At 70.1% G+C, this 20,575-nt stretch carries 18 protein-coding genes; 9 read left to right on the top strand and 9 right to left on the bottom strand.

Going from position 1 to position 20,575, the window contains the following annotated elements; all coding sequences use genetic code 11:
- Positions 1-4: 4 nt before the first annotated feature.
- Positions 5-379, top strand: a complete 375-nt coding sequence (locus QM619_RS09910; protein WP_415107592.1) for a cation transporter — start codon at positions 5-7, stop codon at positions 377-379.
- On the opposite strand, the gene QM619_RS09905 is transcribed toward QM619_RS09910, so the two are convergent.
- The 4 genes from QM619_RS09905 to hemE are packed head-to-tail and all read right to left on the bottom strand — an operon-like array spanning position 348 to position 4,661.
- Positions 348-1,529: a ferrochelatase gene (locus tag QM619_RS09905; protein WP_415107589.1), complete on the bottom strand. Its 1,182-nt coding sequence runs from the start codon at positions 1,527-1,529 to the stop codon at positions 348-350. The genes QM619_RS09910 and QM619_RS09905 overlap by 32 nt on opposite strands.
- Positions 1,526-2,209: a hydrogen peroxide-dependent heme synthase gene (gene hemQ / locus QM619_RS09900; RefSeq protein ID WP_415107586.1), complete on the bottom strand. Its 684-nt coding sequence runs from the start codon at positions 2,207-2,209 to the stop codon at positions 1,526-1,528. The genes QM619_RS09905 and hemQ overlap by 4 nt, the downstream gene beginning before the upstream one ends.
- Positions 2,209-3,558, bottom strand: coding sequence for a protoporphyrinogen/coproporphyrinogen oxidase (locus tag QM619_RS09895; RefSeq protein WP_415107583.1), 1,350 nt, complete (start codon positions 3,556-3,558; stop codon positions 2,209-2,211). The genes hemQ and QM619_RS09895 overlap by 1 nt, the downstream gene beginning before the upstream one ends.
- Positions 3,555-4,661 (bottom strand): uroporphyrinogen decarboxylase, encoded by a 1,107-nt coding sequence (gene hemE, locus QM619_RS09890; RefSeq protein WP_415107580.1) that lies wholly within the window; start codon positions 4,659-4,661, stop codon positions 3,555-3,557. The genes QM619_RS09895 and hemE overlap by 4 nt, the downstream gene beginning before the upstream one ends.
- Before the next feature lie 41 nt (positions 4,662-4,702).
- Between hemE and QM619_RS09885 the strand changes: the two genes are divergently transcribed.
- A complete protein-coding gene (locus QM619_RS09885; RefSeq protein ID WP_415107577.1) occupies positions 4,703-5,938 on the top strand; it encodes a glutamyl-tRNA reductase in 1,236 nt (411 codons plus the stop codon).
- Between the two features lie 3 nt (positions 5,939-5,941).
- Here the strand turns inward: QM619_RS09885 and QM619_RS09880 are convergent, their stop codons facing one another.
- Positions 5,942-7,441 (bottom strand): FGGY family carbohydrate kinase, encoded by a 1,500-nt coding sequence (locus QM619_RS09880; protein WP_415107574.1) that lies wholly within the window; start codon positions 7,439-7,441, stop codon positions 5,942-5,944.
- A gap of 131 nt (positions 7,442-7,572) precedes the next feature.
- On the opposite strand from QM619_RS09880, the gene QM619_RS09875 reads away from it, so the two are divergent.
- Positions 7,573-8,388, top strand: coding sequence for an HAD family hydrolase (locus tag QM619_RS09875; protein ID WP_415107571.1), 816 nt, complete (start codon positions 7,573-7,575; stop codon positions 8,386-8,388).
- Position 8,389: 1 nt separating this feature from the next.
- Complete coding sequence (locus QM619_RS09870; protein ID WP_415107568.1) at positions 8,390-9,658, top strand: RuBisCO large subunit C-terminal-like domain-containing protein; 1,269 nt, start codon at positions 8,390-8,392, stop codon at positions 9,656-9,658.
- Positions 9,659-9,660: 2 nt separating this feature from the next.
- Here QM619_RS09870 and QM619_RS09865 read toward each other — a convergent pair whose 3' ends face one another.
- The 3 genes from QM619_RS09865 to QM619_RS09855 all read right to left on the bottom strand — a co-directional run bounded on the left by QM619_RS09865 (position 9,661) and on the right by QM619_RS09855 (position 12,427).
- Positions 9,661-10,434, bottom strand: coding sequence for an HAD-IA family hydrolase (locus tag QM619_RS09865; RefSeq protein ID WP_415107565.1), 774 nt, complete (start codon positions 10,432-10,434; stop codon positions 9,661-9,663).
- A complete protein-coding gene (locus QM619_RS09860; RefSeq protein ID WP_415107563.1) occupies positions 10,431-11,297 on the bottom strand; it encodes a class II fructose-bisphosphate aldolase in 867 nt (288 codons plus the stop codon). The genes QM619_RS09865 and QM619_RS09860 overlap by 4 nt, the downstream gene beginning before the upstream one ends.
- 86 nt (positions 11,298-11,383) lie before the next feature.
- Positions 11,384-12,427 (bottom strand): zinc-binding dehydrogenase, encoded by a 1,044-nt coding sequence (locus QM619_RS09855; RefSeq protein WP_415107560.1) that lies wholly within the window; start codon positions 12,425-12,427, stop codon positions 11,384-11,386.
- Between the two features lie 103 nt (positions 12,428-12,530).
- Between QM619_RS09855 and QM619_RS09850 the strand changes: the two genes are divergently transcribed.
- A complete protein-coding gene (locus QM619_RS09850; protein WP_415107557.1) occupies positions 12,531-13,868 on the top strand; it encodes an iron-containing alcohol dehydrogenase in 1,338 nt (445 codons plus the stop codon).
- Here the strand turns inward: QM619_RS09850 and QM619_RS09845 are convergent.
- Positions 13,846-14,598: a GntR family transcriptional regulator gene (locus QM619_RS09845; protein ID WP_415107554.1), complete on the bottom strand. Its 753-nt coding sequence runs from the start codon at positions 14,596-14,598 to the stop codon at positions 13,846-13,848. The two genes, QM619_RS09850 and QM619_RS09845, sit on opposite strands and share 23 nt — an antisense overlap.
- Before the next feature lie 142 nt (positions 14,599-14,740).
- Between QM619_RS09845 and QM619_RS09840 the strand changes: the two genes are divergently transcribed.
- From QM619_RS09840 to QM619_RS09825, 4 genes are all read left to right on the top strand, one after another.
- Complete coding sequence (locus tag QM619_RS09840) at positions 14,741-16,918, top strand: thiamine pyrophosphate-dependent enzyme (protein ID WP_415107551.1); 2,178 nt, start codon at positions 14,741-14,743, stop codon at positions 16,916-16,918.
- 2 nt (positions 16,919-16,920) lie between these two features.
- On the top strand, positions 16,921-18,144 hold the full coding sequence (locus QM619_RS09835; protein WP_415107548.1) for a dihydrolipoamide acetyltransferase family protein: 1,224 nt from the start codon (positions 16,921-16,923) through the stop codon (positions 18,142-18,144).
- A gap of 109 nt (positions 18,145-18,253) precedes the next feature.
- Positions 18,254-19,411: an AI-2E family transporter gene (locus tag QM619_RS09830; RefSeq protein ID WP_415107545.1), complete on the top strand. Its 1,158-nt coding sequence runs from the start codon at positions 18,254-18,256 to the stop codon at positions 19,409-19,411.
- 66 nt (positions 19,412-19,477) lie between these two features.
- Positions 19,478-20,536, top strand: coding sequence for a hypothetical protein (locus QM619_RS09825; protein ID WP_415107542.1), 1,059 nt, complete (start codon positions 19,478-19,480; stop codon positions 20,534-20,536).
- Positions 20,537-20,575: the final 39 nt, after the last annotated feature.

Raw genomic sequence — 20,575 nt, 5'->3', positions numbered from 1 at the left:
CGGCATGCCCGACCGAGCCAAGGGCGGCGAAAGCCACCCGTTCGGGTACGGACGCGAGGCGTACGTCTGGTCGATGTTCGCCGCGTTCGGCCTGTTCACGGTCGGCTCGGTGGTGTCGATCGCCCACGGCGTCCAGCAACTGGGCGCGTCCGACACCGGGCACGAGAGCTACCTGATCGGGTACATCGTGCTCGCCGTGTCGTTCGCGCTGGAGGGCACCTCATTCCTGCAGGCCCTACGGCAGGCCCGCGGCGAAGCCGGACGGGACCGGCTGGAGGCCCACCCGATGATCGAACGTGCCCTGCTGACTCTGCCCGCACCGGGTGCCGAGCCGCTCCGTCCGGAGGCTACGGCGCGAGCCCCGCGACCGCGGGCTTGAAGCCCAGCCGTCGGTTCTCGCAACATCCCGGACGGCACACGTCGTACCACGGCCCCTCGGCGGTGACCGCGCCCCGCTGGGCGGCCGGACGTCCCTCGATCCGCTCGGCGACCAGGTCGGCCAGGGCGTCCACGAAGGCCGGGTGGACGCCGGGGGTCGGCGTCCGACGCACCCACAGGCCGGCTTCGGTGGCGGTCTCGACGGCTTCGGTGTCCAGGTCCCACATCACTTCCATGTGATCGCTGACAAAGCCCAGGGGCACCAGGATCACGCCCCGCCGGCCCTGCAGTTCCTGAATCGCGTCGTTGACGTCCGGCTCCAGCCAGGGCTGACTGGGCGGGCCCGACCGGGACTGGTACACCAGCTGCCAGGCCACCTCGGGTGCCGCCTGCGCCATCACGTAGCCGGCGACCGAACGGTGCTGGGCCGGGTAGGAGCCGCCGACGCCGGAGAGCTCGGCGTCCAGTGTGGGAATCGAATGGGTGCAGAACAGCACCTCGATCTCACTACGGCCGATGCCGTCCGCCTCGGCGGCGGCGATCGCGTCCCGGACGCCTTCGACGAACGGCGCGACGAAGCCCGGATGGTTGAAGAACGGCCGGACCTTGTCGATCGCCACCGTCCCGGCCAGGCCGGAGTCCTCCAGCGCGTCGGCCCAGTCCTCGCGGTACTGCCGGCACGACGAATACGACGAGTAGGCGCTGGTCGGAATCGCCAGCAGCCGGGTGAAGCCGCGCTGGAACGCCTCGGCGATCGCGTCGTTCAGATACGGCGTCCAGTTGCGGTTGCCCCAGATCACCGGCAACGGCAGTCCGCGCTGCGCCAGCCGATCCTCCAGCGCGCTGCGCAACTCACGGTTGTGGTCGTTGATCGGCGACACCCCGCCGAAGTGCCGGTAGTGGTGCGCCACCTCCTCCAGGCGCTCATCGGGAATCCCGCGTCCGCGTGTCACGTTGCGCAGGAACGGAATCACGTCGTCCTGACCCTCGGGACCACCGAACCCCGACAGCAGCACCGCGTCGTAGCGGGTCGGCACCTCTACATGCTCGATGCCGCCGGACGCCTCGGGGGTCGCGCTCGGCACCAGCGCACCAGGATCGAGATGAACGCCGGTGGCCGGCGCCGGCTTCACGCCCAGCGTGCTTCTCATGCCAGCACCTCGGCGACCTCGGCGACGCCGATCCGGCGTCCGGTGAAGAACGGCACCTCTTCGCGGACGTGCAGCCGCGCACGGGTGGCGCGCAGCTCACGCATCATGTCGACCAGGTCGGTCAACTCGTCCGATTCCAGCGGCAACAGCCACTCGTAGTCGTTGAGCGCGAACGCCGACACCGTATTGGCGATCACCGACCGGAAGGCCGCACCCTTGCGGCCGTGCTCGGCCAGCATGGCCTTGCGTTCGTCGTCGGGCAGCACATACCAGTCGTAGGAGCGGACGAACGGGTAGACGCACAGCCAGCCGCGCGGCTCGACGCCACGCAGGAACCCAGGCACGTGCGCCTTGTTGAACTCGGCGTCCCGGTGCACGCCCATCGCCGACCAGGTCAGCGCGAGCGGCGCCAGTTCACGGGTGCGCCGCAACCGGCGGACGGCGGCCTGCAAGCCCTCCGCAGTGGGTCCATGCAGCCAGAGCATCAGGTCGGCGTCGCCGCGCATCGCACTCACGTCGTACAGGCCCCGCACCACGACGTCCCCGGCCTCGACGGCGGCGATCGCGTCCGCCAATGCCTCGGTGCCGGCCGCGCCCTGACCGATCTGGGCCTGCGCGGTCAGCGGATCTCGCCGTAGCACCGTCCAGACAGTGAATCCGGTCGGACCCTGCTCACTCATCACGACTCCTTGTTCCCTTGCATCAACGTTCCCTGCATCAACGTTCCCTGCATCAATCGGACGGCTTCCGCCCGGGCGTGCGGCACGACGCTGGCCAGCCCTACTCCGCTGATTCCGGCCCCGACCATGCCGAGACCGTCGATTCGCTGTTCAGTCAACCATTCTCGCGCCTGTGTCAGGCCCGGTGTTCCAGGAGGCAGGATCGACCATTCCGTACGGCGGACGGCGGACGGCTCGGGCAGCGGTCGCCCCAGCAGCACCTCGGCGTCGCGGCGGGCCAGCCTGGCCAGCGCGCCGGCGTCCAGACCGGACGACGCGGGGGGCTGGCCGCGGCGTCCGTACGACAGCCGCAGGACATCCCGACCACCGGCGGCTTCCCGTAGCCAGGCCCATTTCGCGGTCGAATGGGTGAGCGCCTTAGCGGCCACCCCCGGCACCTTCGCCCCGACCAGGACGCCGGTGCCGCGCGGCTCGTCGCCGGCCAGTCCCGTGGCGTCCAACACCAGGGTGACCACGTCGATCCGGGTGGTCGGCAGCACGACCGGCCCCCCGAGCAGCCGCATCGCCGCGTCGAGCGGCACGGCGAGCACGACGAGGTCGGCGTCCAACTTGCGCCCGGCCGTCGTCACCCGCCAACCGCCCGGACGCCGGCTCAGCCCGGTGACCGGTTCGGCGCAGTCCAGATCGGCGCCGGCGGCCCGCGCGGACGACGCCAGCAGATCAGCCAGGGTGTGCATGCCGCCGCGCAAGCCGTGCACCGCACCCCCCTCGGGTGCTTTGGCGGCGACCTCGGCGACCGCCGTCCGCAGCGGGGTCCCGGACGCCACCGCGGCCGCCAGGCCGGGAGCCAGGTCGGCCAGGGTCACGTCGTCCGGCGCCGCCGAGTAGACGCCGCCGACCAGCGGGGTGACCAGGTCGTCGAGCACCCGTTCGCCGTAGCCGGCCCGGGCCAGGTCGGCCAACGTGCCGGACGCCTCGCGCGCCGCCGGCAGTTCGCCCACCACCGCGCGGACGTCGTCGGCATCCGGATCGGCGGGCAGGCCGAACACCAGCCGCCGGGGAATCGGGTAGGCACCGGACGCGGCCTGCAGCCAGGCCCCGCCCGGACGCGGCGTGGTGATCAGGTCGGCGGCGCCGAGGTCAGTCACCAGCCGCTCCACCGCGCCACCGCGTACCGAATAGCCTTCGGCGCCGACGTCGAGCGCCAGCCCGTCGACGACGACTCGGTCGAGCAGTCCGCCCGGCCGGTCGCCGGCCTCGAGCACGGTGACCTCACACCCGGCCCGGGCCAGCTCCCAGGCCGCCACCAATCCGCCGGCCCCCGCGCCGACCACGACCGCCGACTTCATCGGCTATGCACGTGGTCGACGATGCGGGTGAGCACCTCGGGATCGGTGCCGGGTGGCACCCCGTGCCCGAGGTTGAAGACGTGACCGGGCGCCGACTCGCCGCGCCGCAGCACGTCGTCGACGGCGTCCCGGAGCACCGGCCACGGCGCGCCGAGCAACGCCGGATCGAGATTGCCCTGCACCGACGGCCGGGACGGCATCCGCGACCAGGCCTGATCCAGCGGGGTGCGCCAATCGACGCCGATGCAGTCGACGTCCAGGTCGAGGACGCCGTACAGCTCGCCGGCGCCGACCGCGAAGTGCACCAGCGGCACCCGGCGTCCGGTCTCGTCGACCAGGTCACGGACGGCATCGAAGGTGATCGCGGACGCCGGCGCGACGTGCGCGGCGTAGGTGGCGGCCGGCAGCGACCCGGCCCACGAGTCGAACAGCTGCACCGCCGAGGCGCCGGCCAGCACCTGAGCGCGCAGGAATCGTCCGGACAGGTCGGCGCACCAGCCCAGCAGGCGCGCCCAGGCGTCCGGATGCCGATGGATCATCGCCCGCGCCGCCAGATGGTCCTTGCTGGGACGTCCGGCGACCAGATAGGCGGCCAGCGTGAACGGCGCCCCGGCGAACCCGATCAGCGGATCGCGGGCGCCCTGCAGCAGCCGCAGCCCGGCGACCGTCGTGCGCACGGCGGTCCGGATCGGGTCCAGCGCCTGCTCCAACGCCGCCGCCGGATGACCGGCGATCAGGGCGTCCACCGCCTCCGGTGTGTCGGTCGGCGCCGGGAAGACCGGGCCGACACCGGGCTCGATCTCGACCGGAACCCCGGCGAGTTTCAACGGCACCACGATGTCGGAGAAGAAGATGGCGGCGTCCACCCCGTGCCGGCGCACCGGCTGCAGGGTGATCTCGGCGGCCAGTTCGGGGTTGAGGCAGGCGTCCAACATGCGCCGGCCGACCCGCAGCTCGCGGTATTCGGGCAGCGACCGACCGGCCTGCCGCATGAACCAGACCGGGGTCATCGCGGGTCGCTCGCCGCGGTAAGCGGCCACCAGCCACGAGGACGCCGTATCGGTATTGAGCGGATGGGTCGCCGGCAGCACGGTCGTCGTCACCTTCAGCACCCTATTAGGGTCGGCGGGTCTATGCTGGCGCGGTGCTGTTGTGCCTGACCGCGAGCCACCGCACCCACGATTTCGCCGCATTGGAGCAATTGACCGGGGGTTCGGGACCGGAACTCGTCGAGAGTCTGCTGGCCGCCGACGGGGTCGCCGGCTCCATCGTGCTGAGCACCTGCAACCGCTTCGAGATCTATCTGGACGCCGCCCCGTCCGCCCTGGCCGCGGTCGACCAGCGTCGCGGACCGCTCGTCCTGCTGCGCGGCGAAGAGGCGGCCCGGCATCTGTTCGCGGTGACCACCGGCCTGGAATCGGTGGTGGTCGGGGAACCCGAGATCGCCGGTCAGGTGCGGCGCGCGCTGAACCATGCCGAGAGCACCGGCTCGGCCACCCCGATCCTGCAGCGGGTGTTCGCCGACGCGCTCGCCACCCGGCGGGCGGTGCGCGAGCGCACCGGGCTCGGCTCGGCGCGTCCGTCGCTGATCCGGCTGGCGCTCGACCTCTCCTCGCACCGGATCTCCGACTGGCCGGGCACCAAGGTGCTGCTGGTCGGCACCGGCCGCTATGCGACGTCCTGCCTCGAGGCGCTGCGCGACCGAGGTGTGAGCGCGATCACCGTCTGGTCGCCGTCCGGACGCGGCCAGGACTTCGGACCCCGGCACGGACTGGCCCAGGCCCGCGGCCACGGGGTCGCCGCCGCCGCAAGCCGCGCCGACGTGATCGTCTGCTGCACCACCAGCACCGACCTGGTCGTCGGCCCCGAGCTGCTGCAGGGCGAATGCCCGGTCACCGCCCATGCCGCCGCCCAGTGCCCGATCGGGCATCCGGACGCCGGCGAGCGCCGCCGGGTGATCATCGATCTGGGCCTGCCCCGCAACGTCGACCCGCGCGTCATCGATCTGCCCGGCGTCGAGCTTCTCGACCTAGAGGCGATCAAGCTGCACGCGCCGCTGCAGCACCTCGCGGTGGCCGGCGACGCCGAGGCGTTGGTCCGCCAGGCCGCCGCCGCCCACGCCGAGGACGCCGGACCGATCGGGCCGGCGGTCGCCGCCCTGCGCGCCCATGTCAGCGACGCGCTGGAGGCCGAGTTGGCACGGGTCCGCCGCCGCTACGACGCGGAGGTGGCCGAGAAGACCGAAGCCGCGCTGCGGCATTTCGCCGGCGTGCTGCTGCACGGGCCCTCGGTCCGGGCCCGCGAACTGGCCAGTTCCGGACGCCGCGACGAGTTCCTGGACGGCCTGCACGCCGTGTTCGGAATCGAGCGTCCGGCCTGACGATCAGCGCTGCGGAAGGTTCTTCGTCCAGCCCTTGGTGAGTTCGCGGGCAGCGACCCAGCCGGCGTACAGACCGTCGGCTTCGTCCCGGCTCATCGACGGTTCGAAGACGCGCTCCACTGCCCACATGCCCGACAGCTCCTCGAGTGAGCCGTAGACCCCGGTGGACAGCCCGGCCAGCAGCATGGCGCCGAAGATGGTCGCCTCGTGGTTCTTCGGCCGGATCACCGGAATGCCCAGGATGTCGGCCTGCAGCTGGCACAGCAGGTTGTTCTTCACCGCGCCACCGTCGACGCGCAACTCCGGGATGGCCACCTGACCGCCGCTGGTCGCCGCCTCCACCATGTCGCGGGTCTGGTAGACCATCGACTCGACCGCCGCCCGAATGATGTGCAGCCGGGTGGTGGCGTTGCTGATGCCGATGATCGCGGCCCGCGCATAGGGGTCCCAGGTGGGCGCCGACAGACCGGTGAAGGCCGGCACCAGATAGACGCCGTCGGTGCTCTGCACCTGCCCCGCGTACCACTCTGAGTCGGGCGCGGCGTGGATCAGTTGCAGGTCGTCGCGCAACCACTGCATGGTCTTGCCCTGGGCGAACAACACGCCCTCGATCTCGTAGGCGGTGGTGCCCTGCACCGTCCAGCCGACGCTGGGCGTCAGCCCGGCGATCCGTTGCGGCTCCGTGCCGCAGTTGATGTTGAGCACGCCGGCAGTGCCATAGGTCATCTTGCACTGACCTGGCTCGAACGCCGCCTGGCCGAACAGTCCGGCCTGCTGATCGCCGAGATCGGAACCGATCGGGATGGGTGCGCCGAAGCTCGCCTCCAGATCGCCCAAGTGCGCGTCGCTGGGCAGGATCGTGGCCAGCATGCTGCGCGGAATGCCGTAATGGGCAAGCAGCTCGTCGTCCCAGTCCAGCGTCTTGAGGTTCATCATCATCGTCCGCGAACCATTGGAGACGTCGGTGACGAACGACTCGCGGCCGGTCATATTCCACATCAGCCAGGTGTCGATGGTGCCGGCAAGCAGTTCGCCGCGTTCGGCCCGGCCCTGGGCGCCGGCCACGTGGTCGAGAATCCAGCGGATCTTGGACGCCGAATAATAGGCGTCCGGAATGAGGCCGGTGCGCTCCTCGATGAGGTCGCCGATGCCGTCCGCCACCCACTTCTCCACCACCTCGGTGGTCTGCCGGGACGCCCACACGATGGCGTTGTAGATCGGCTCGCCCGTCGACTTCTCCCACACCAAGGCGGTCTCGCGCTGGTTGGTGATGCCCGCCGCGGCGATGTCGGCCGGGGTCACCTCGGCCGAGCGGAGCGCCGCCCGCATCACCTCGAGCTGGGCGGCGAGAATCTGCTTGGGATCATGTTCGATCCATCCCGGACGCGGATAGTGCTGCGTGAGTTCCTGCTGCCCGAAGCCGACGACGGCACCGGCCTCGTCGATCACGAACGAGCGCACGCTCGTCGTCCCGGAGTCGATCCCGAGGATGTACTTGGTCATGGCTCCCCTTCACATCGGTGTGGTTGGGTTGATGGGTCCCGCTCACCATAGAAAGGGTTCACTGCACAGGTCAACCCTTGAACATACTTGTCTATACCTGTACCCTCCGAGGTCCCATCGGAAGGAGCCCCATGCTGGACCACCTCGATCTGTCCGCCGTCCGAGCCGTGGCAGTCGATGTCGACGGGACGCTGGCCGGCCCTGATTCCCGCGTGTCGGATCGGACCATCCGTGCCCTGCGGGCGGTGAGCGCGCTCGATCTGCCGGTGATCCTGCTCACCGGCCGCACCCGGCGCAACGCGATGGAGATCTCTCGACAAGCGGACCTGCCGCATCTGGCGGTGGCCTGCAACGGGGCGCTGGTCTTCGACCCGGTCACCGACGAGGATCTGCTTGTCACCCCGATGTCGCAGGCCGACAAGCAGACCTTTCGGGAGCTCGCCGAGGACCTCGGAATGGACCTCACCTGGTGGACCAGGAACCAGATGTACGTGGCGTCCGAGGGCCCGATGCGCGACACGATCCGCGTCCTCAACGGCGAGGAGGCTGAGATCGGCGACCTGGCCGACCTCGACGGCACCGTCGTGCTGAAGATGATGGCGTGGGCGTCCAGCGACCGTATGGACGAGGTCACCGGCGAGATCCATCGCCGGCTGCCCGGCAGCCAGCGGTCGATGGACGACATCGTCGAGGCCGTGGACCAGGACTCCACCAAGTGGCATGCCCTGGAATGGGTGCTGCGGCGCTACGACATCGCCCCGGACGACGTGCTCGGCGCGGGCGACGGCGGCAACGACGTCGGCTGGCTGAGCCGGATCGGCTTCCCGGTCGCGATGGGCAACGCCCGGCCCGAGGTGCTTCAGGTGGCCCGCGGGGTGGCGCCGTCCAACGCCGACGACGGCGCCGCACATCTGCTGGAACGACTGGCCGCGGCGCACGGGGCCTGAGATGGCTGCCCGCGCGATCCTGGCCGAGGTGGCCCGCGAAGGCGACTACCTGCTGGCCAGCTACGCCCTGGAGTTGCCCGCCGACGTCGACCCCTGGACGCGGATCGCCCGGTTCGCGGTCGGCCAGACCACCGGCACCTGGGTCGAGGTGCCCGGACTGACCCCTGAACTGCGCGAGCGGCACGAGGGCCGTGTCGTCCAGGTGCTGCCGATGCCGCCCGCCGACACCACCACCCACGCCGACGGCGGCCCGGTCGGCTACCTGGCCACCATCGCCTTCCCGACGATCAACTTCGGTGCCTCGCTGCCGCAGCTGCTGAACGCGCTGATCGGCAACGACGCCTCCACGTCTCTGGAGGCGAAGCTGGTCGACCTGCAACTGCCCGGCGAGCTGGAGCAGGCCTTCGGCGGGCCACGGTTCGGGGTCGCCGGGCTGCGTGAACTCACCGCGGTCGCCGACCGTCCGCTGCTGCTCAACATGCTCAAGCCGTGCACCGGGCTGCCGCCCGAGGTGGCCGCCGAGATCTTCGAAGCCACCGCGCGCGGCGGGATCGACCTGATCAAGGACGACGAGCTGATGGGCAACACCGACTATTCGACGGTGCTGCGCCGGGTGGAGCTGTTCACCGCGGCCGCGGAGCGCGCGTATGCGGCGACCGGGGTGCGGACCATCTACCTGCCGAACATCACCGACCGTCCGGACCGGATGCTGGCCACCGCGAAGCGGGCCGTGGACGCCGGCGCCCGGGCCCTGATGGTGGCCTACACCACCGCCGGGCTGGGTGCGGTGGAGATGCTGGCCGACGAGGTCGGGGTGCCGATCCTGGGTCACTTCGCCGGCGCCGCCCCGCTCTACGAGGGCCCGCGCACCGGGATGAGCGCACCGCTGGCGACCGGCCTGCTCCCGCGGCTGGCCGGCGCCGACCTGGCATTGCTGGTGTCGCCCTACGGCGGTTACCCGATCTCACGGCTGCAGTACCTGCGCACCGCGCAGCAGCTGTCGTTGCCCCGTCCGCACCTCAAGCCGACCTTCCCGGTGGTCGGTGGCGGCGTCCACCCCGGCACCGTGCAGCGCTTCATGGACGAACTCGGCCACGACATCGTCCTCGGCGTCGGTGGCGCCATCCAGGGCCACCCGGACGGCGCCGCCGCCGGCGTCCGAGCCCTCCGGCAAGCCGTCGATGCCGCCCTGGCCGGCATCCCCGCTAGCGAGGCCGCGAACGAGCACAAGGAGCTGGCGACCGCGCTCCAGCTCTGGGGGACGCTGTAGCCCTAGTCCGCCGACCCGGCGATGCGCTCCAGGGAGGCGAGGCCGATCACGCCGCGGTCGTCGCGGACGTCGTCACCGGCCAGGACGGTTGCCGGGGAGCCGGGCTCACCGAGGTTCTCGACGACCACGACGGCGTCCGGGAAGGGGTCGTCGCGGGTGAAGTGGCTGACCGTGACGATGTGCGCGATGCCTGCGGCGGCGGCGGCCTTGGCGCCGCTCTCGGAGTCCTCCACCACCACGGCATCGGCGGCCGAGATGCCGAGCTGGTCGAGGGCGTACAGGTAGATGTCGGGGGCCGGCTTCTTGGCCGGGACGACGTCGCCGCCGAAGATGCCGGCCAGCCGGTCGCGGGTGGCCTGACCGAAGACGGCGACCGCGACGGCCTCGACGCTGGGCACCGCGGAGGTGGACGCGATCGCGACCTGCCAGCCGGCGTCCAGGGCCTCCTCGACCAGCCGCTTGATGCCGGGACGGCCGGGGATCCGGCCGCTGTTGACGATGTCCTGGTAGTCGCCGCTCTTCTGCTTGTGCACCTGGGCGAGCAGGGCATCCAGGTCGTCCGAACCGGGCAGCTCGATCTCAGGATGCTGCGACAGGTAATGCCGCATCCGCTCCTTGCCGCCGCCCACCTTGAGCAGGTCGGCGTACTCGTCCTCGGACCAGCGGAACGGGTAGCCGAGTTCGTCGAAGGTCTGGTTGAAGGCGACCAGGTGGCCGTCCTTCTCGGTGTCGGCCAGGACGCCGTCGCAGTCCAGGATCAATGCGTGCTCGCTCACCGGGAGACGTCCTTGCCGCTCGAGTGGAAGATGTCGGCGAAGCTGACGAACAGCTCCTTGGAGGCGGCGATCATCGGTTCGAAGAGCTTCACCGGCTCCCATTTGTTGCTGGCCTCGCACTGCTTCAGGTACTCCAGCGCGGTCTTCATGTAGGCGTGCTTCAGGGCGGTGGAGATGTTGATCTTGGTCACCCCGGCAGCGATGAACTCGTCGAACTCGGCGTTGCTGAGGCCGGTGCCGCCGTGCAGCACCACCGGAATGTCGTGCAGCGCCAGGATCTGCCGCACCCGCTCGGGCAACAGCACAGGTTGCGCGGTGTACATGCCGTGCGCGGTGCCCAGCTGCGGCGCCATCAGGTCGGTGCCGGTCTCCTTGGCCACCTCGACCAGCTGCTCGACGGTGTAGGAGTGCCGCGACTCGTCCGAGCCGACGCCGTCCTCGACGCCGATGATGTTCTCGATCTCGCTCTCCACAGTGACCCCGGCGGCGTGCGCCTCGGCGACCACCTCGGCGGTCTCTTTGCGGGCCTGCTCCAGGTCACGATCGGACGCGTCGAACAGCACCGACGACCAGCCCTGCCGGATCGCCAGGCTGATCACCTCGCGGTCGGGGCAGTGGTCCAGATGCAGCGAGACGCCGACCGAGGCGTTCTCGGCGGCCTCCTTGGCCGCGAAGTGCAGGACGCCGGCGCCCGCCGACTTCACCGTCTTCACCGAGGTCTGCAGGATGACCGGCGAGCCCACCGAATCGGCCGCCTCGACGACCGCCTTGATGGTCAGCGGGTCGACGATGTTGATCGCGGGAACGGCATAGCCCCTGCCCTTGGCGGCGGTCACCAGGTCCAGCGTGTTGACGAACGGCATGAGGCTTCTCCCATGGACGACTACATGTATGTACAACTATAGACAACTTGGCCCGAGGCTGACCAGCCCTCGGCGCGCCCGATGATTCAGCCGAGTGCCGAGCCGCCCACCTCGAAGACGACCTTGCGACCGCGTCCGACCAGCTCCAGGCCGGTCTCCCACTCCTCCAGCGGAAGCACTTCCGAAATGAACGATTCGGCGTCGACCCGGCCGTCGGCCAGCAGCCGCAGGGCGGTGCGATAGCTCTGTGCGTTCTTGCCTCGTGACCCGATCAGCTCCAGCTCACGGTTGACCAGCAGATCGAAGTCGACGCCGACCTCGCCGTGGTAGAGCGCGACCAGGACCAGCCGTCCGCCGCGCCGCAACAGCGGCTGCAGGTCCCGCGGCCAGCTGTTGGCCGCCGAGCACTCGAAGGCGGCGTCGGCGCCGTAGCCGTCGGTGAGCCCGTTGACGAAGCCGGCCAGGTCGGTGTTGTCGACGTCGACCACGTGACTGGCGATGCCGCGGTCCAGCGCGCCGGCCAGGGCGGCGGCGTGCCGGGAGCGTCCGATCAGCACCGTGGTGGCGCCGACACCGGTGGCGACCGCGCTGGTCAGCGCACCGATCGCGCCTGGACCGGTGACCAGCACCAGCTGCCCGGCCAGCGACGGGCTGCGCTCGATCACCGCATGGACGGCGATCGACAGCGGCTCGGTGAGCGCGGCCGAGAGCAGCGCGACGCCGTCCGGCAGCTTGTGAACGGCCAACTCGGGCATCACCAGGCTGTCGGCCAGGGCGCCGTCGGCGGTGGTGCCGATGCCCTTGCGATAGGGGCAGCGTTGGAACTGCTCGGCCCGGCAGTACAGGCAGGTGCCGCACAGGTAGGCGTCCGTTTCGAAGGTGACCCGGTCGCCGACCGCCAGATCACCACGGAGATCCGGCCCCAGCCCGGCGATCACCCCGGACGCCTCGTGGCCCAAGGTGCGCGGGATCAGTCCGCCGTAGCGCCCGTCGAGTGCGGCCCGGTCGGTGCCGCACACCCCGGCGTAGGCGACGTCGATCAACACCTGTCCGGGGCCGGGCTCGGGACGGGGCACCTCGCGCAACTCGATGTTGCCGGGACCGGGGGCGCATTTCACCAGGGCTCGCACCCGCATTTCGTACCACGGTCCCGCATGCCCGTCCACCGCTAGACATGTCTATACAACCATGGCTAGCATCGATGCCCCATCGGAAGAAGGGACGATGCCGCGCATGACCGACCTCGACGCGTTCGCGCGGCGATGTTCCGCCGGCGCACTGACCCGGCTGGCCACCGGACCGGCCGCCCTGGACGACCTTCCGGCGTTGGCGCGCCGGCTGGCCGCTCCCGGCGAATGGGTGCTGCTCTCCGACGACACCGCCAAGACCGCCGCCGGCGTCGACCTGCTGTCCTGGGTGGCCGGACTGATCGGCGAAGCCCGGCTGGTCACGGTCGGCGACCACGCTCCGGTGACGCTCGACGAGGCCACGGTCGAGGCGGCGGTCGCCGAGGTCGGGACGCCGGGCCTGGTGGTCAGCGTCGGCTCGGGCACGATCACCGACCTGGGCAAGGTGGTGGCGGCGCGTTCCGGCGCGCCGCTGCTCGCGGTGCAGACCGCGGCGTCGGTGAACGGCTACTCCGACCCGCTCAGCGTGCTGGTGATCGGCGGCGCGAAGCGCACCAAGCCGTCCACCTGGCCTACTGCGCTGGTGATCGACGATCGGGCGATCCGCGCCGCCCCGCCGCGACTCACCCGTGCCGGCGTCGGCGATGCGATCGCGATCTGGTCGGCGCCGGCGGACTGGTACCTGGCCTGCCGGCTGGGGCTGGACGGGCCGTTCGACGACGCCGTCGTCCGTCCGGTGCTGGACGCCGTCGAGCAGCTCGCCGACCCCGATCCGGAGGTGGCCCAACGGGCGCTGGTGGACGGCCTCACCCTCGGCGGCTTGGTGATCGGCATCGCCGACTCCACCGCGCCGCTGTCCGGGTCGGAACATCTGGTCAGCCACGTCCTCGACATGACGGCGATGGCGCGCGGCACCGAGCACGATCTGCACGGCGCCCAGGTGGGCGCCGCCACCGTGCTGTGCACCGCGTTGTGGCAGGAGGTGCGGGCCAGCTGCCGGGTGTTCGACCTGCGCTGGTCCGAGCTGAGCTACCCCGACGATCTGGCTGAGCGGGTGCTGGGCACGTGGGCCGAGCTCGACCCGTCCGGACGGCTCGGGCAGGAGTGTCTGAGCGCCGTCCAGGGCAAGGTCGCAGCCTGGGACGCCGCCGACAAGACCGCCTGCGACAAGGGCCGCGGCGAACTGCTGGAGACTCTGTTCGGCTATGTCGGCGACCCGGCCCGTAGCGCGGCAACGCTGCGGCACTGGGGCGCCGCCGTCCGATTCGGCGAGTTGACTCCGGCGGTCGACCGCGAGCAGCTGGCCTGGACGCTGTCGGCGCTGCCCTACATGCGCGACCGGCTCACCCTGCCCGACCTGCTGGTGATGTCGGGCGAATGGACGCCGGAACTGATCGAACGGGTGCTGGACCGGGCTGAGGCTAGCGCTTCCTCGAACCGGTGAGGTCGTAGTCGAATTCCAGCCGGATCCGGTCGCCGCGGAATTTGATCCGGGTGTATTCGAAGAGCCGGTGCGAGGAGTCCCTGATTCGCTGTTCGAGCAGCAGCAGCGGGATGCCGCGGCGCACCCGCAGCGCGCTCAGCTCTGCCGGCGACGGGTTCAGCGACTCCAGGGTCTCGTGCACGTAGGCCATGTCGAGGCCGTAGTCGCGGGCCAGCACCTGGCAGAGCTGCTTTTCGGCGAGGTCATGATCGAGCAGCCCCGGCGCCAGCGGCATCGGCACATACGACTTGTGCAGGCTGATCGGGGTGTCGCCGGCGTAGCGCAGCCGCTCCACCATCGACAGCGGGGTGCCCAACGGAACATCGAGTTCGCGGGCGAGGCGGGCGTCCGCCTCGAGTTCGCCGGAACTGACCATCTCGGTGCGGGTCGAGTAGCCCTGCTGCTCCAGCTGCTCACGGACGCCGTGGTACGACGGCGAGCGGGTGGCGATCTTCGGCTGCGCGACGAAGGTGCCCTTGCCATGCACCCGGAACACCAGGCCCTCGTCGACCAGCTTGCCGAGCACCTGCCGGATGGTCATCCGACTGATCGAATAGATCTGGTTGAGCTCGTTCTCGGACGGGATGCGCTGCTCCGGTTGCCACTCACCACTGAGGATCTTGTTGCGTAGCTCTTCGGTGAGTTGCAGGTAGAGAGGTACGGCCGAGTTCCGGTTCAGGGTGGTGGTCACGCAGCACTCCTCGGGGCATCGGAACGACCATGCAACTTGGCTGTACATGTATGATCATGTCCTGTAGCTTGTCACCTGAGCTTACCTCACCCGTAGTCACCGCATGGATGCGGGCATACGCGTCCCAAGGAGGCAACGAAGCATGCCGACGATCGAGCCCCTGAAACCCTCGGCCGGCTGGTACCAGTTCAGCGCTGTGGAATCCGACTGGGACGCCGTCGACCCAGCCCAGCTGGAGACCATGACGGTGCAGATGCACCTGATCCGGGCCTTCGAGGAGCAGGTGCTCGAGCTGGCCGGCCAGAAGCTGATCAACGGTCCGGCGCACTCCTCGATCGGGCAGGAGGCCGGCGCAGTCGGATCGGCGCTTCCGCTCACCACCGCCGACCAGATCAACGGCTCGCACCGCGGCCACCACCAGTTCCTGGCCAAGGCGCTCAACGCCGTGGCACCCGACGGGTTCCGGCTGGGCGCCGATTGGACGCCGGACGTGGTCACCGTGCTGTACCGGACGCTGGCCGAGATCGCCGGGTTGTCCGACGGCTACTGCCACGGCCGGGGCGGCTCGATGCACCTGCAGTGGAAAGAGATCGGGGCGATGGGCACCAACGCCATCGTCGGCGGCGCCGTCCCGTTCGCCACCGGGTTCGCCAAGGCCCACCAGTTGGCCGGCACCGACGCGGTCGCCGTCACCTACTTCGGCGACGGCGCCAGCAACATCGGCTCCACCTTGGAGGCCTTGAACATCGCCGCCGCCTGGAAGCTGCCGATCGTCTTCTTCATCGAGAACAACCACTATGCGGTCTCCACCACCGATGAGGAGTCCACCGCCGATGCGCGGCTCTCCGTCCGCGGCCTCGGCTTCGGGATTCCCAGCTGGCGGGTCGACGGCCAGGACGCGCTGGCGGTGAAGCTGGTGATGGACGAGGTGCTCGCCCACGTCCGCACCGGCCAGGGCCCGGCCGTGGTCGAGGCCGACACCTACCGCTACTTCCACCAGAACGGCCCCTTCCCGGGCAGCGCCTTCGGCTATCGCAGCAAGGAGGAGGAGGCCAGCTGGCGCGACCGCGACCCGCTGCAAATGGCCGAGCGGCACCTGGAGCGGCTCGACATCGCCGACCGCGAACAACTGGACGCGCTGCGCCGCGCCTGCAAGCAGTTGATGCGTGAGCTGGCCGGCCGGATCGCCGAGCCGGACCCGGCCGGACGGCCTGGGCAGCTGCGGATCCGGCCCGAACTGTGGCCCCCGGCGTCCTTCATCGACGTCGGCATCCGCGGCGACTGGCCGGACGTCGACCCGGCCCGTGTGCGGACCGGACTGGACTTCACCGCCGACGAACTGACCACCGCCCGGTTCGTCGACGTGATCGCCGCGGCGATGCATCGCCGGATGGAGACCGACGACCGGGTGCTGGTGCTCGGCGAAGACGTCCACAAGCTCAACGGCGGCTCCCGCGGCGCGACCAAGGGGCTGCCGCAGGACTTCCCCGGACGGGTGCTGGGCACCCCGATCGCCGAAGCCGGCTTCACCGGGCTGGGCGGTGGCATCGCGCTGGACGGCCGGTTCTACCCGGTGGTCGAGCTGATGTACGCCGATTTCATCTGGGTGGCGGCCGACCAGATCTTCAACCAGATCGGCCGGGCCCGGCACATGTTCGGCGGCGACCACGACATGGCCATGCTGATGCGGCTGAAGATCGGCACCACAACGGGTTACGGCTCGCAGCATTCGATGGATCCAGCCGGCGTGCTGTCCACCTCGGTGGGCTGGCGGATCATCGCGCCGTCCACCGCCGTCGACTACGTCGGCCTGCTGAACGCCGCGATGCTGACCGGCGACCCGGTGGCGGTGCTCGAACACGACGCCGACCTGTACAAGCTGGAAGGGCCGGCCCCGACCGACCTCGACTACGTGCTGCCGTTCGGCAAGGCGGCGGTGCGCCGCGAAGGCTCCGAGGTCACCCTGATCAGCTACCTGTCGATGGTGCAGCGCTGCCTGGACGCCGTCGAACAGTCCGGCGTCGACGGCGAGGTCATCGACTTGCGCTGGCTCGACCGGGCCAGCCTCGACTGGGACACCATCACCGAATCGGTGCGGAAGACCAACCGGGTGGTGATCGTCGAGCAGGGCGCCCAGGGCACTTCGTACGGCGGCTGGCTGGCCGGCGAGATCGGACGCCGCTTGTTCGACTGGCTGGACGCCCCGGTGCTGCGCGTGCAGGGCGGCGAGGCAGCGCCGAGCATCTCCAAGGCGCTGGAGACCGCCGCCAACGCCAACACCGACGACATCGTCGCCACCCTCGACGAACTGAAGGGATGACCATGGCCTCCTTCCTTCGCATGCCCGGTGTCTCGGCCGACGCCGACACCGCACTGCTGGAGAGCTGGTCGGTCGCCGCCGGAGACACCGTGTCTCGCGGCACCGCGCTGGCCACCGTGGAGACCGACAAGGCGTTGGTCGAGATCGAGGCCGAGAACGACGCGGTCGTGCACACCCTGCTGGCCGAGGGCGGCAGCACCGTCGCCGTCGGCGACCCGATCGCGGTGCTCTCCGAGCCCGGCGAGGATCCGGCGGCGGCCGCTGCCCTGGTCGCCCAGCTGGGCGGTGCGATGGCCGGCGACATGCCGGCACCCGAGCCGGAGACTCCGAAGGCTCCGGCTCCGGCTCCGGCCCGGCGCACCGGTGAACGCATCTTCTCCAGTCCGCTCGCCCGCCGACTCGCCAAGGAGTACGGCCTGGAACTGGCCGACATTCCGGGCACCGGCCCCGCCCACCGGATCACCAAGAAAGATGTGGAAGCGGCCCGCGCCGGGGCCGTTCGCCGCTCCACACCGCCCGAACCCACCCCCACAGTCACCACCGCCGAGGTCACCCGGATTCCGCACACCCGACTGCGGCGGACGATCGCCAACCGGCTGCAGGCGTCCAAGCAGACCGCGCCGCACTTCTACCTGACCCGCGAGCTCGATCTCGGCCCGTTGCTGGCGCTGCGCGCCGAGGTGAACGCCGCGGCCGAGCGCCGGGTGTCGGTCAACGACCTGCTGGTGAAGGCGGCCGGACTCGCCCTGCAGCAGGTGCCGGAGGCCAACGTCAGCTGGAGCGACGACGATCTGCTGCAATACGCCGGCAGCGATGTCGCGGTGGCGGTGGCCAGCGAGCGGGGCCTGGTCACCCCGGTGATCCGGGGCGTCGAGAAGCTGGGCATCACCGCGGTCGCGGCGGCGATCGCCGACGCCGCGACCCGTGCCGGCGACGGCCGGCTGCAGCAGCACGAACTCGAGGGCGGGTCGCTGACCGTCAGCAATCTGGGCATGTTCGGCATCGACGACTTCGCCGCGATCCTGAACCCGCCGCAGAGCACCATCCTGGCGATCGGCACAGCCAAGCCCCGGCCGTGGGTGGGCGAGTCGGGTCAACTGACGGTCGCCACCACCTGCCGGATGACCGCGTCCTTCGACCATCGCGCCATCGACGGTGCACTGGGCGCGCGGTATCTGCAGGCCCTGGCCACGCTGATCGCGCACCCGATCCGGCTGTTGCTCTGAGGGCTTAGGGTCCGGCCTGATGCCGGCATCACCGGCCTGGCCGCTGCACATACGGCGTGGGAGCTGACCGCCCTGATGTCGATCGACGACCGACACTAGACTCCCGGATGTGACCGCGCCGACCGTCCCCGAACGCACCGGGACCCCCGACGGCATCCGGATGCTCTACGCCGGAGCTGCCATCGTGGCGTGCCTAGCCGGCGTCTATTTCATCCGCGACGTGATTTCGCCGGTCTTCCTGGCCATGACATTGGTGCTCACCGCCCGTCCGCTGGTGCTCTGGCTGAACGCCCGTCGGGTGCCGAAGTTCGCCAGTGCGCTGATCGGCATGCTCGTCGTGCTGCTGGTGCTGTTCGCGATCCTGTTCGCGGTCGCCGTCGCGCTGGTCCAGTTCGTCGGTGCGATGCCCGCCTACGCCGACCAGTTCAATGCGCTGTACACCCAGGCGTCGGCACAAATGATGGCCTGGGGAGTGAGCCAGGAGACCATCACCCAATGGGTCACCACCTTCGACTACACCCGACTACTTGGCTACGTCTCGGGAGTGATGGGCCAGGTCGGATTCTGGGTGACTTTCCTGGGTTCGCTGATCCTTTTCGTGGCGTTCGTCTCGATCGATCTGACCGACACCACCGAAAGCGGCACGAAACTCGTCCAGGTGCGGCCCCACCTGGCCGCCGCCCTGCTCGACTTCTCCTGGCGAGTGCGCAAGTACTGGATCGTCAACACGATCTTCGGCCTGGGTGTCGCCGTGATCAACATGGGCATCCTGACCTGGCTGCAGATTCCGCTGGTGGTGACCTGGGGAATTCTCGCCTTCGTCACCGCCTATATTCCTAACATCGGCTTCATCATCGGCATGGTGCCACCGGCGCTGATGGCGCTGCTGGCCCGCGATCTGCAGACCATGGTGATCATGGTGATCGCCTATGTGGTGGTGAATTTCATCGCCTCGATGGTGATTCAGCCGAAGGTGACCGGTGACGCGGTCGGTCTGAACATCACCACGACGTTCATCTCGCTGGTGTTCTGGGCGCTCATCATCGGCCCGCTCGGCGCCATTCTTGCCGTGCCGCTGACCCTGTTCTGCAAAGGCATCTTCTTCGATTCCGACCCCCGGTCGCGCTGGCTGTCGATCTTCCTCGGCGGCAAACTGGACGCGATCCCGTCCGTCAGCACGGAGAGTCCGGACCCCGAACCGGAACCTGAACCGGTCGCGGAAGAGCCGGAGCCGCCGCCCGAAGAAGAGCCCGAAACTAGCGGCTGACAAGTATCAACGCCGGGCGGCGGTGCTCTGAATGCTCAAACGCGAGTGTTCGAGACAGGAGCCGCCGTGAGCGACGACACCAACGCGACCCGGACCGCCAAACGGTTCGCCTTCCTGGTCCATCCCCGCGCCGACGTGGCGACCGATATGGGGCGGGTGTGGCGTCCGTTGGGGCAGATCCCGTCGGCCGCCTGGGATTGGGGCCTGCGCAGGCTGCCGGTCCCACCGCAGCTGCTGGCCACCGTCCGCCGTCGCGACACGGAGCCGTCGTCGGGTCCGGAAGGCTGGGTGCTGGTGGTTCCGGTCGGCGCCCGGCAGCTGCTCACCGAAGACCGCCGATGGACGGTGAGCAAGATCGAGCAGGGCATCGACCGGGCGCAGGAGCTCGGCGCCGAGATCGTCGGACTGGGTGCGCTGACCGCACCGGTGACCGGTGCCGGACGCCTGCTGCGGCCGCGTCCGGGCATCACGATGACCACGGGCAACGCGTTCACCGCGCACCTGACCGTGGAGGGATTGCGCCGGCTGCTGCCCGCCGCACCCGGTTCGCACATCGCCATCGTCGGCGCCACCGGCAGCGTCGGTTCGTGCGTCGTCCGGCTGCTGGCCGACGAGCCGCTGGGCTCGACACTGACCTTGATCGCCCGCGGCGAGCAGCGGCTGACCAGCCTGGCCGCGAGCCTGAACGATCGCGGCACCGGCCTCGAGGTGCGCACCTCGACCTCGTTGGACGCCGTCCGCGACGCCGATCTGGTGCTGCTGCTCACCTCGGCCGCGGACGCCGTGATCGGCTCGCAGCACCTCAAGCGCGGCGCGGTGGTGCTGGACGACACCCAGCCCCGCAACACCGATCCGCGGCTGCTGGTCGAGCGTCCCGACGTCCTGGTGATCGACGGCGGGGTGGCGGCCATTCCCGGCATCGACCTGCGCGGTGACATCGGACTGCCGCGCGGCCTGTCCTACGCCTGCCTGTGCGAGACGATGCTGATGGCCTTCGACGGCCAGCACGAGTCGGCGTTGGGCGAGGCCAGCGTCGACTGTCAATGGCCATTGGGACTTCCCTGTGGGCGGTCACGTGATCTCCTTGTGGGTGGTCACGTGATGTCCTTGTTGGTGGCCAGCTGATCTCCCTGCCGGGGTTAGGTCAGGGGCATCACTCCTTTG

The sequence above is a fragment of the Micropruina sp. genome, assembly GCF_047606665.1.
Classification (GTDB): Bacteria; Actinomycetota; Actinomycetes; order Propionibacteriales; family Propionibacteriaceae; genus Micropruina.
The sequence above is the reverse complement of the archived record's forward strand: the minus strand, read 5'-3'. Positions and strand labels throughout refer to the sequence as shown.

What these genes read in the sequence shown, in the direction of transcription:
- QM619_RS09910 (WP_415107592.1), top strand. Translation starts at nt 5, where the DNA reads ATGCCCGACCGAGCCAAGGGCGGCGAAAGCCACCCGTTCGGGTACGGA.
- QM619_RS09905 (WP_415107589.1), bottom strand. Translation starts at nt 1,529, where the DNA reads ATGAGAAGCACGCTGGGCGTGAAGCCGGCGCCGGCCACCGGCGTTCAT.
- hemQ (WP_415107586.1), bottom strand. Translation starts at nt 2,209, where the DNA reads ATGAGTGAGCAGGGTCCGACCGGATTCACTGTCTGGACGGTGCTACGG.
- QM619_RS09895 (WP_415107583.1), bottom strand. Translation starts at nt 3,558, where the DNA reads ATGAAGTCGGCGGTCGTGGTCGGCGCGGGGGCCGGCGGATTGGTGGCG.
- QM619_RS09880 (WP_415107574.1), bottom strand. Translation starts at nt 7,441, where the DNA reads ATGACCAAGTACATCCTCGGGATCGACTCCGGGACGACGAGCGTGCGC.
- QM619_RS09875 (WP_415107571.1), top strand. Translation starts at nt 7,573, where the DNA reads ATGCTGGACCACCTCGATCTGTCCGCCGTCCGAGCCGTGGCAGTCGAT.
- QM619_RS09870 (WP_415107568.1), top strand. Translation starts at nt 8,390, where the DNA reads ATGGCTGCCCGCGCGATCCTGGCCGAGGTGGCCCGCGAAGGCGACTAC.
- QM619_RS09860 (WP_415107563.1), bottom strand. Translation starts at nt 11,297, where the DNA reads ATGCCGTTCGTCAACACGCTGGACCTGGTGACCGCCGCCAAGGGCAGG.
- QM619_RS09850 (WP_415107557.1), top strand. Translation starts at nt 12,531, where the DNA reads ATGACCGACCTCGACGCGTTCGCGCGGCGATGTTCCGCCGGCGCACTG.
- QM619_RS09840 (WP_415107551.1), top strand. Translation starts at nt 14,741, where the DNA reads ATGCCGACGATCGAGCCCCTGAAACCCTCGGCCGGCTGGTACCAGTTC.
- QM619_RS09835 (WP_415107548.1), top strand. Translation starts at nt 16,921, where the DNA reads ATGGCCTCCTTCCTTCGCATGCCCGGTGTCTCGGCCGACGCCGACACC.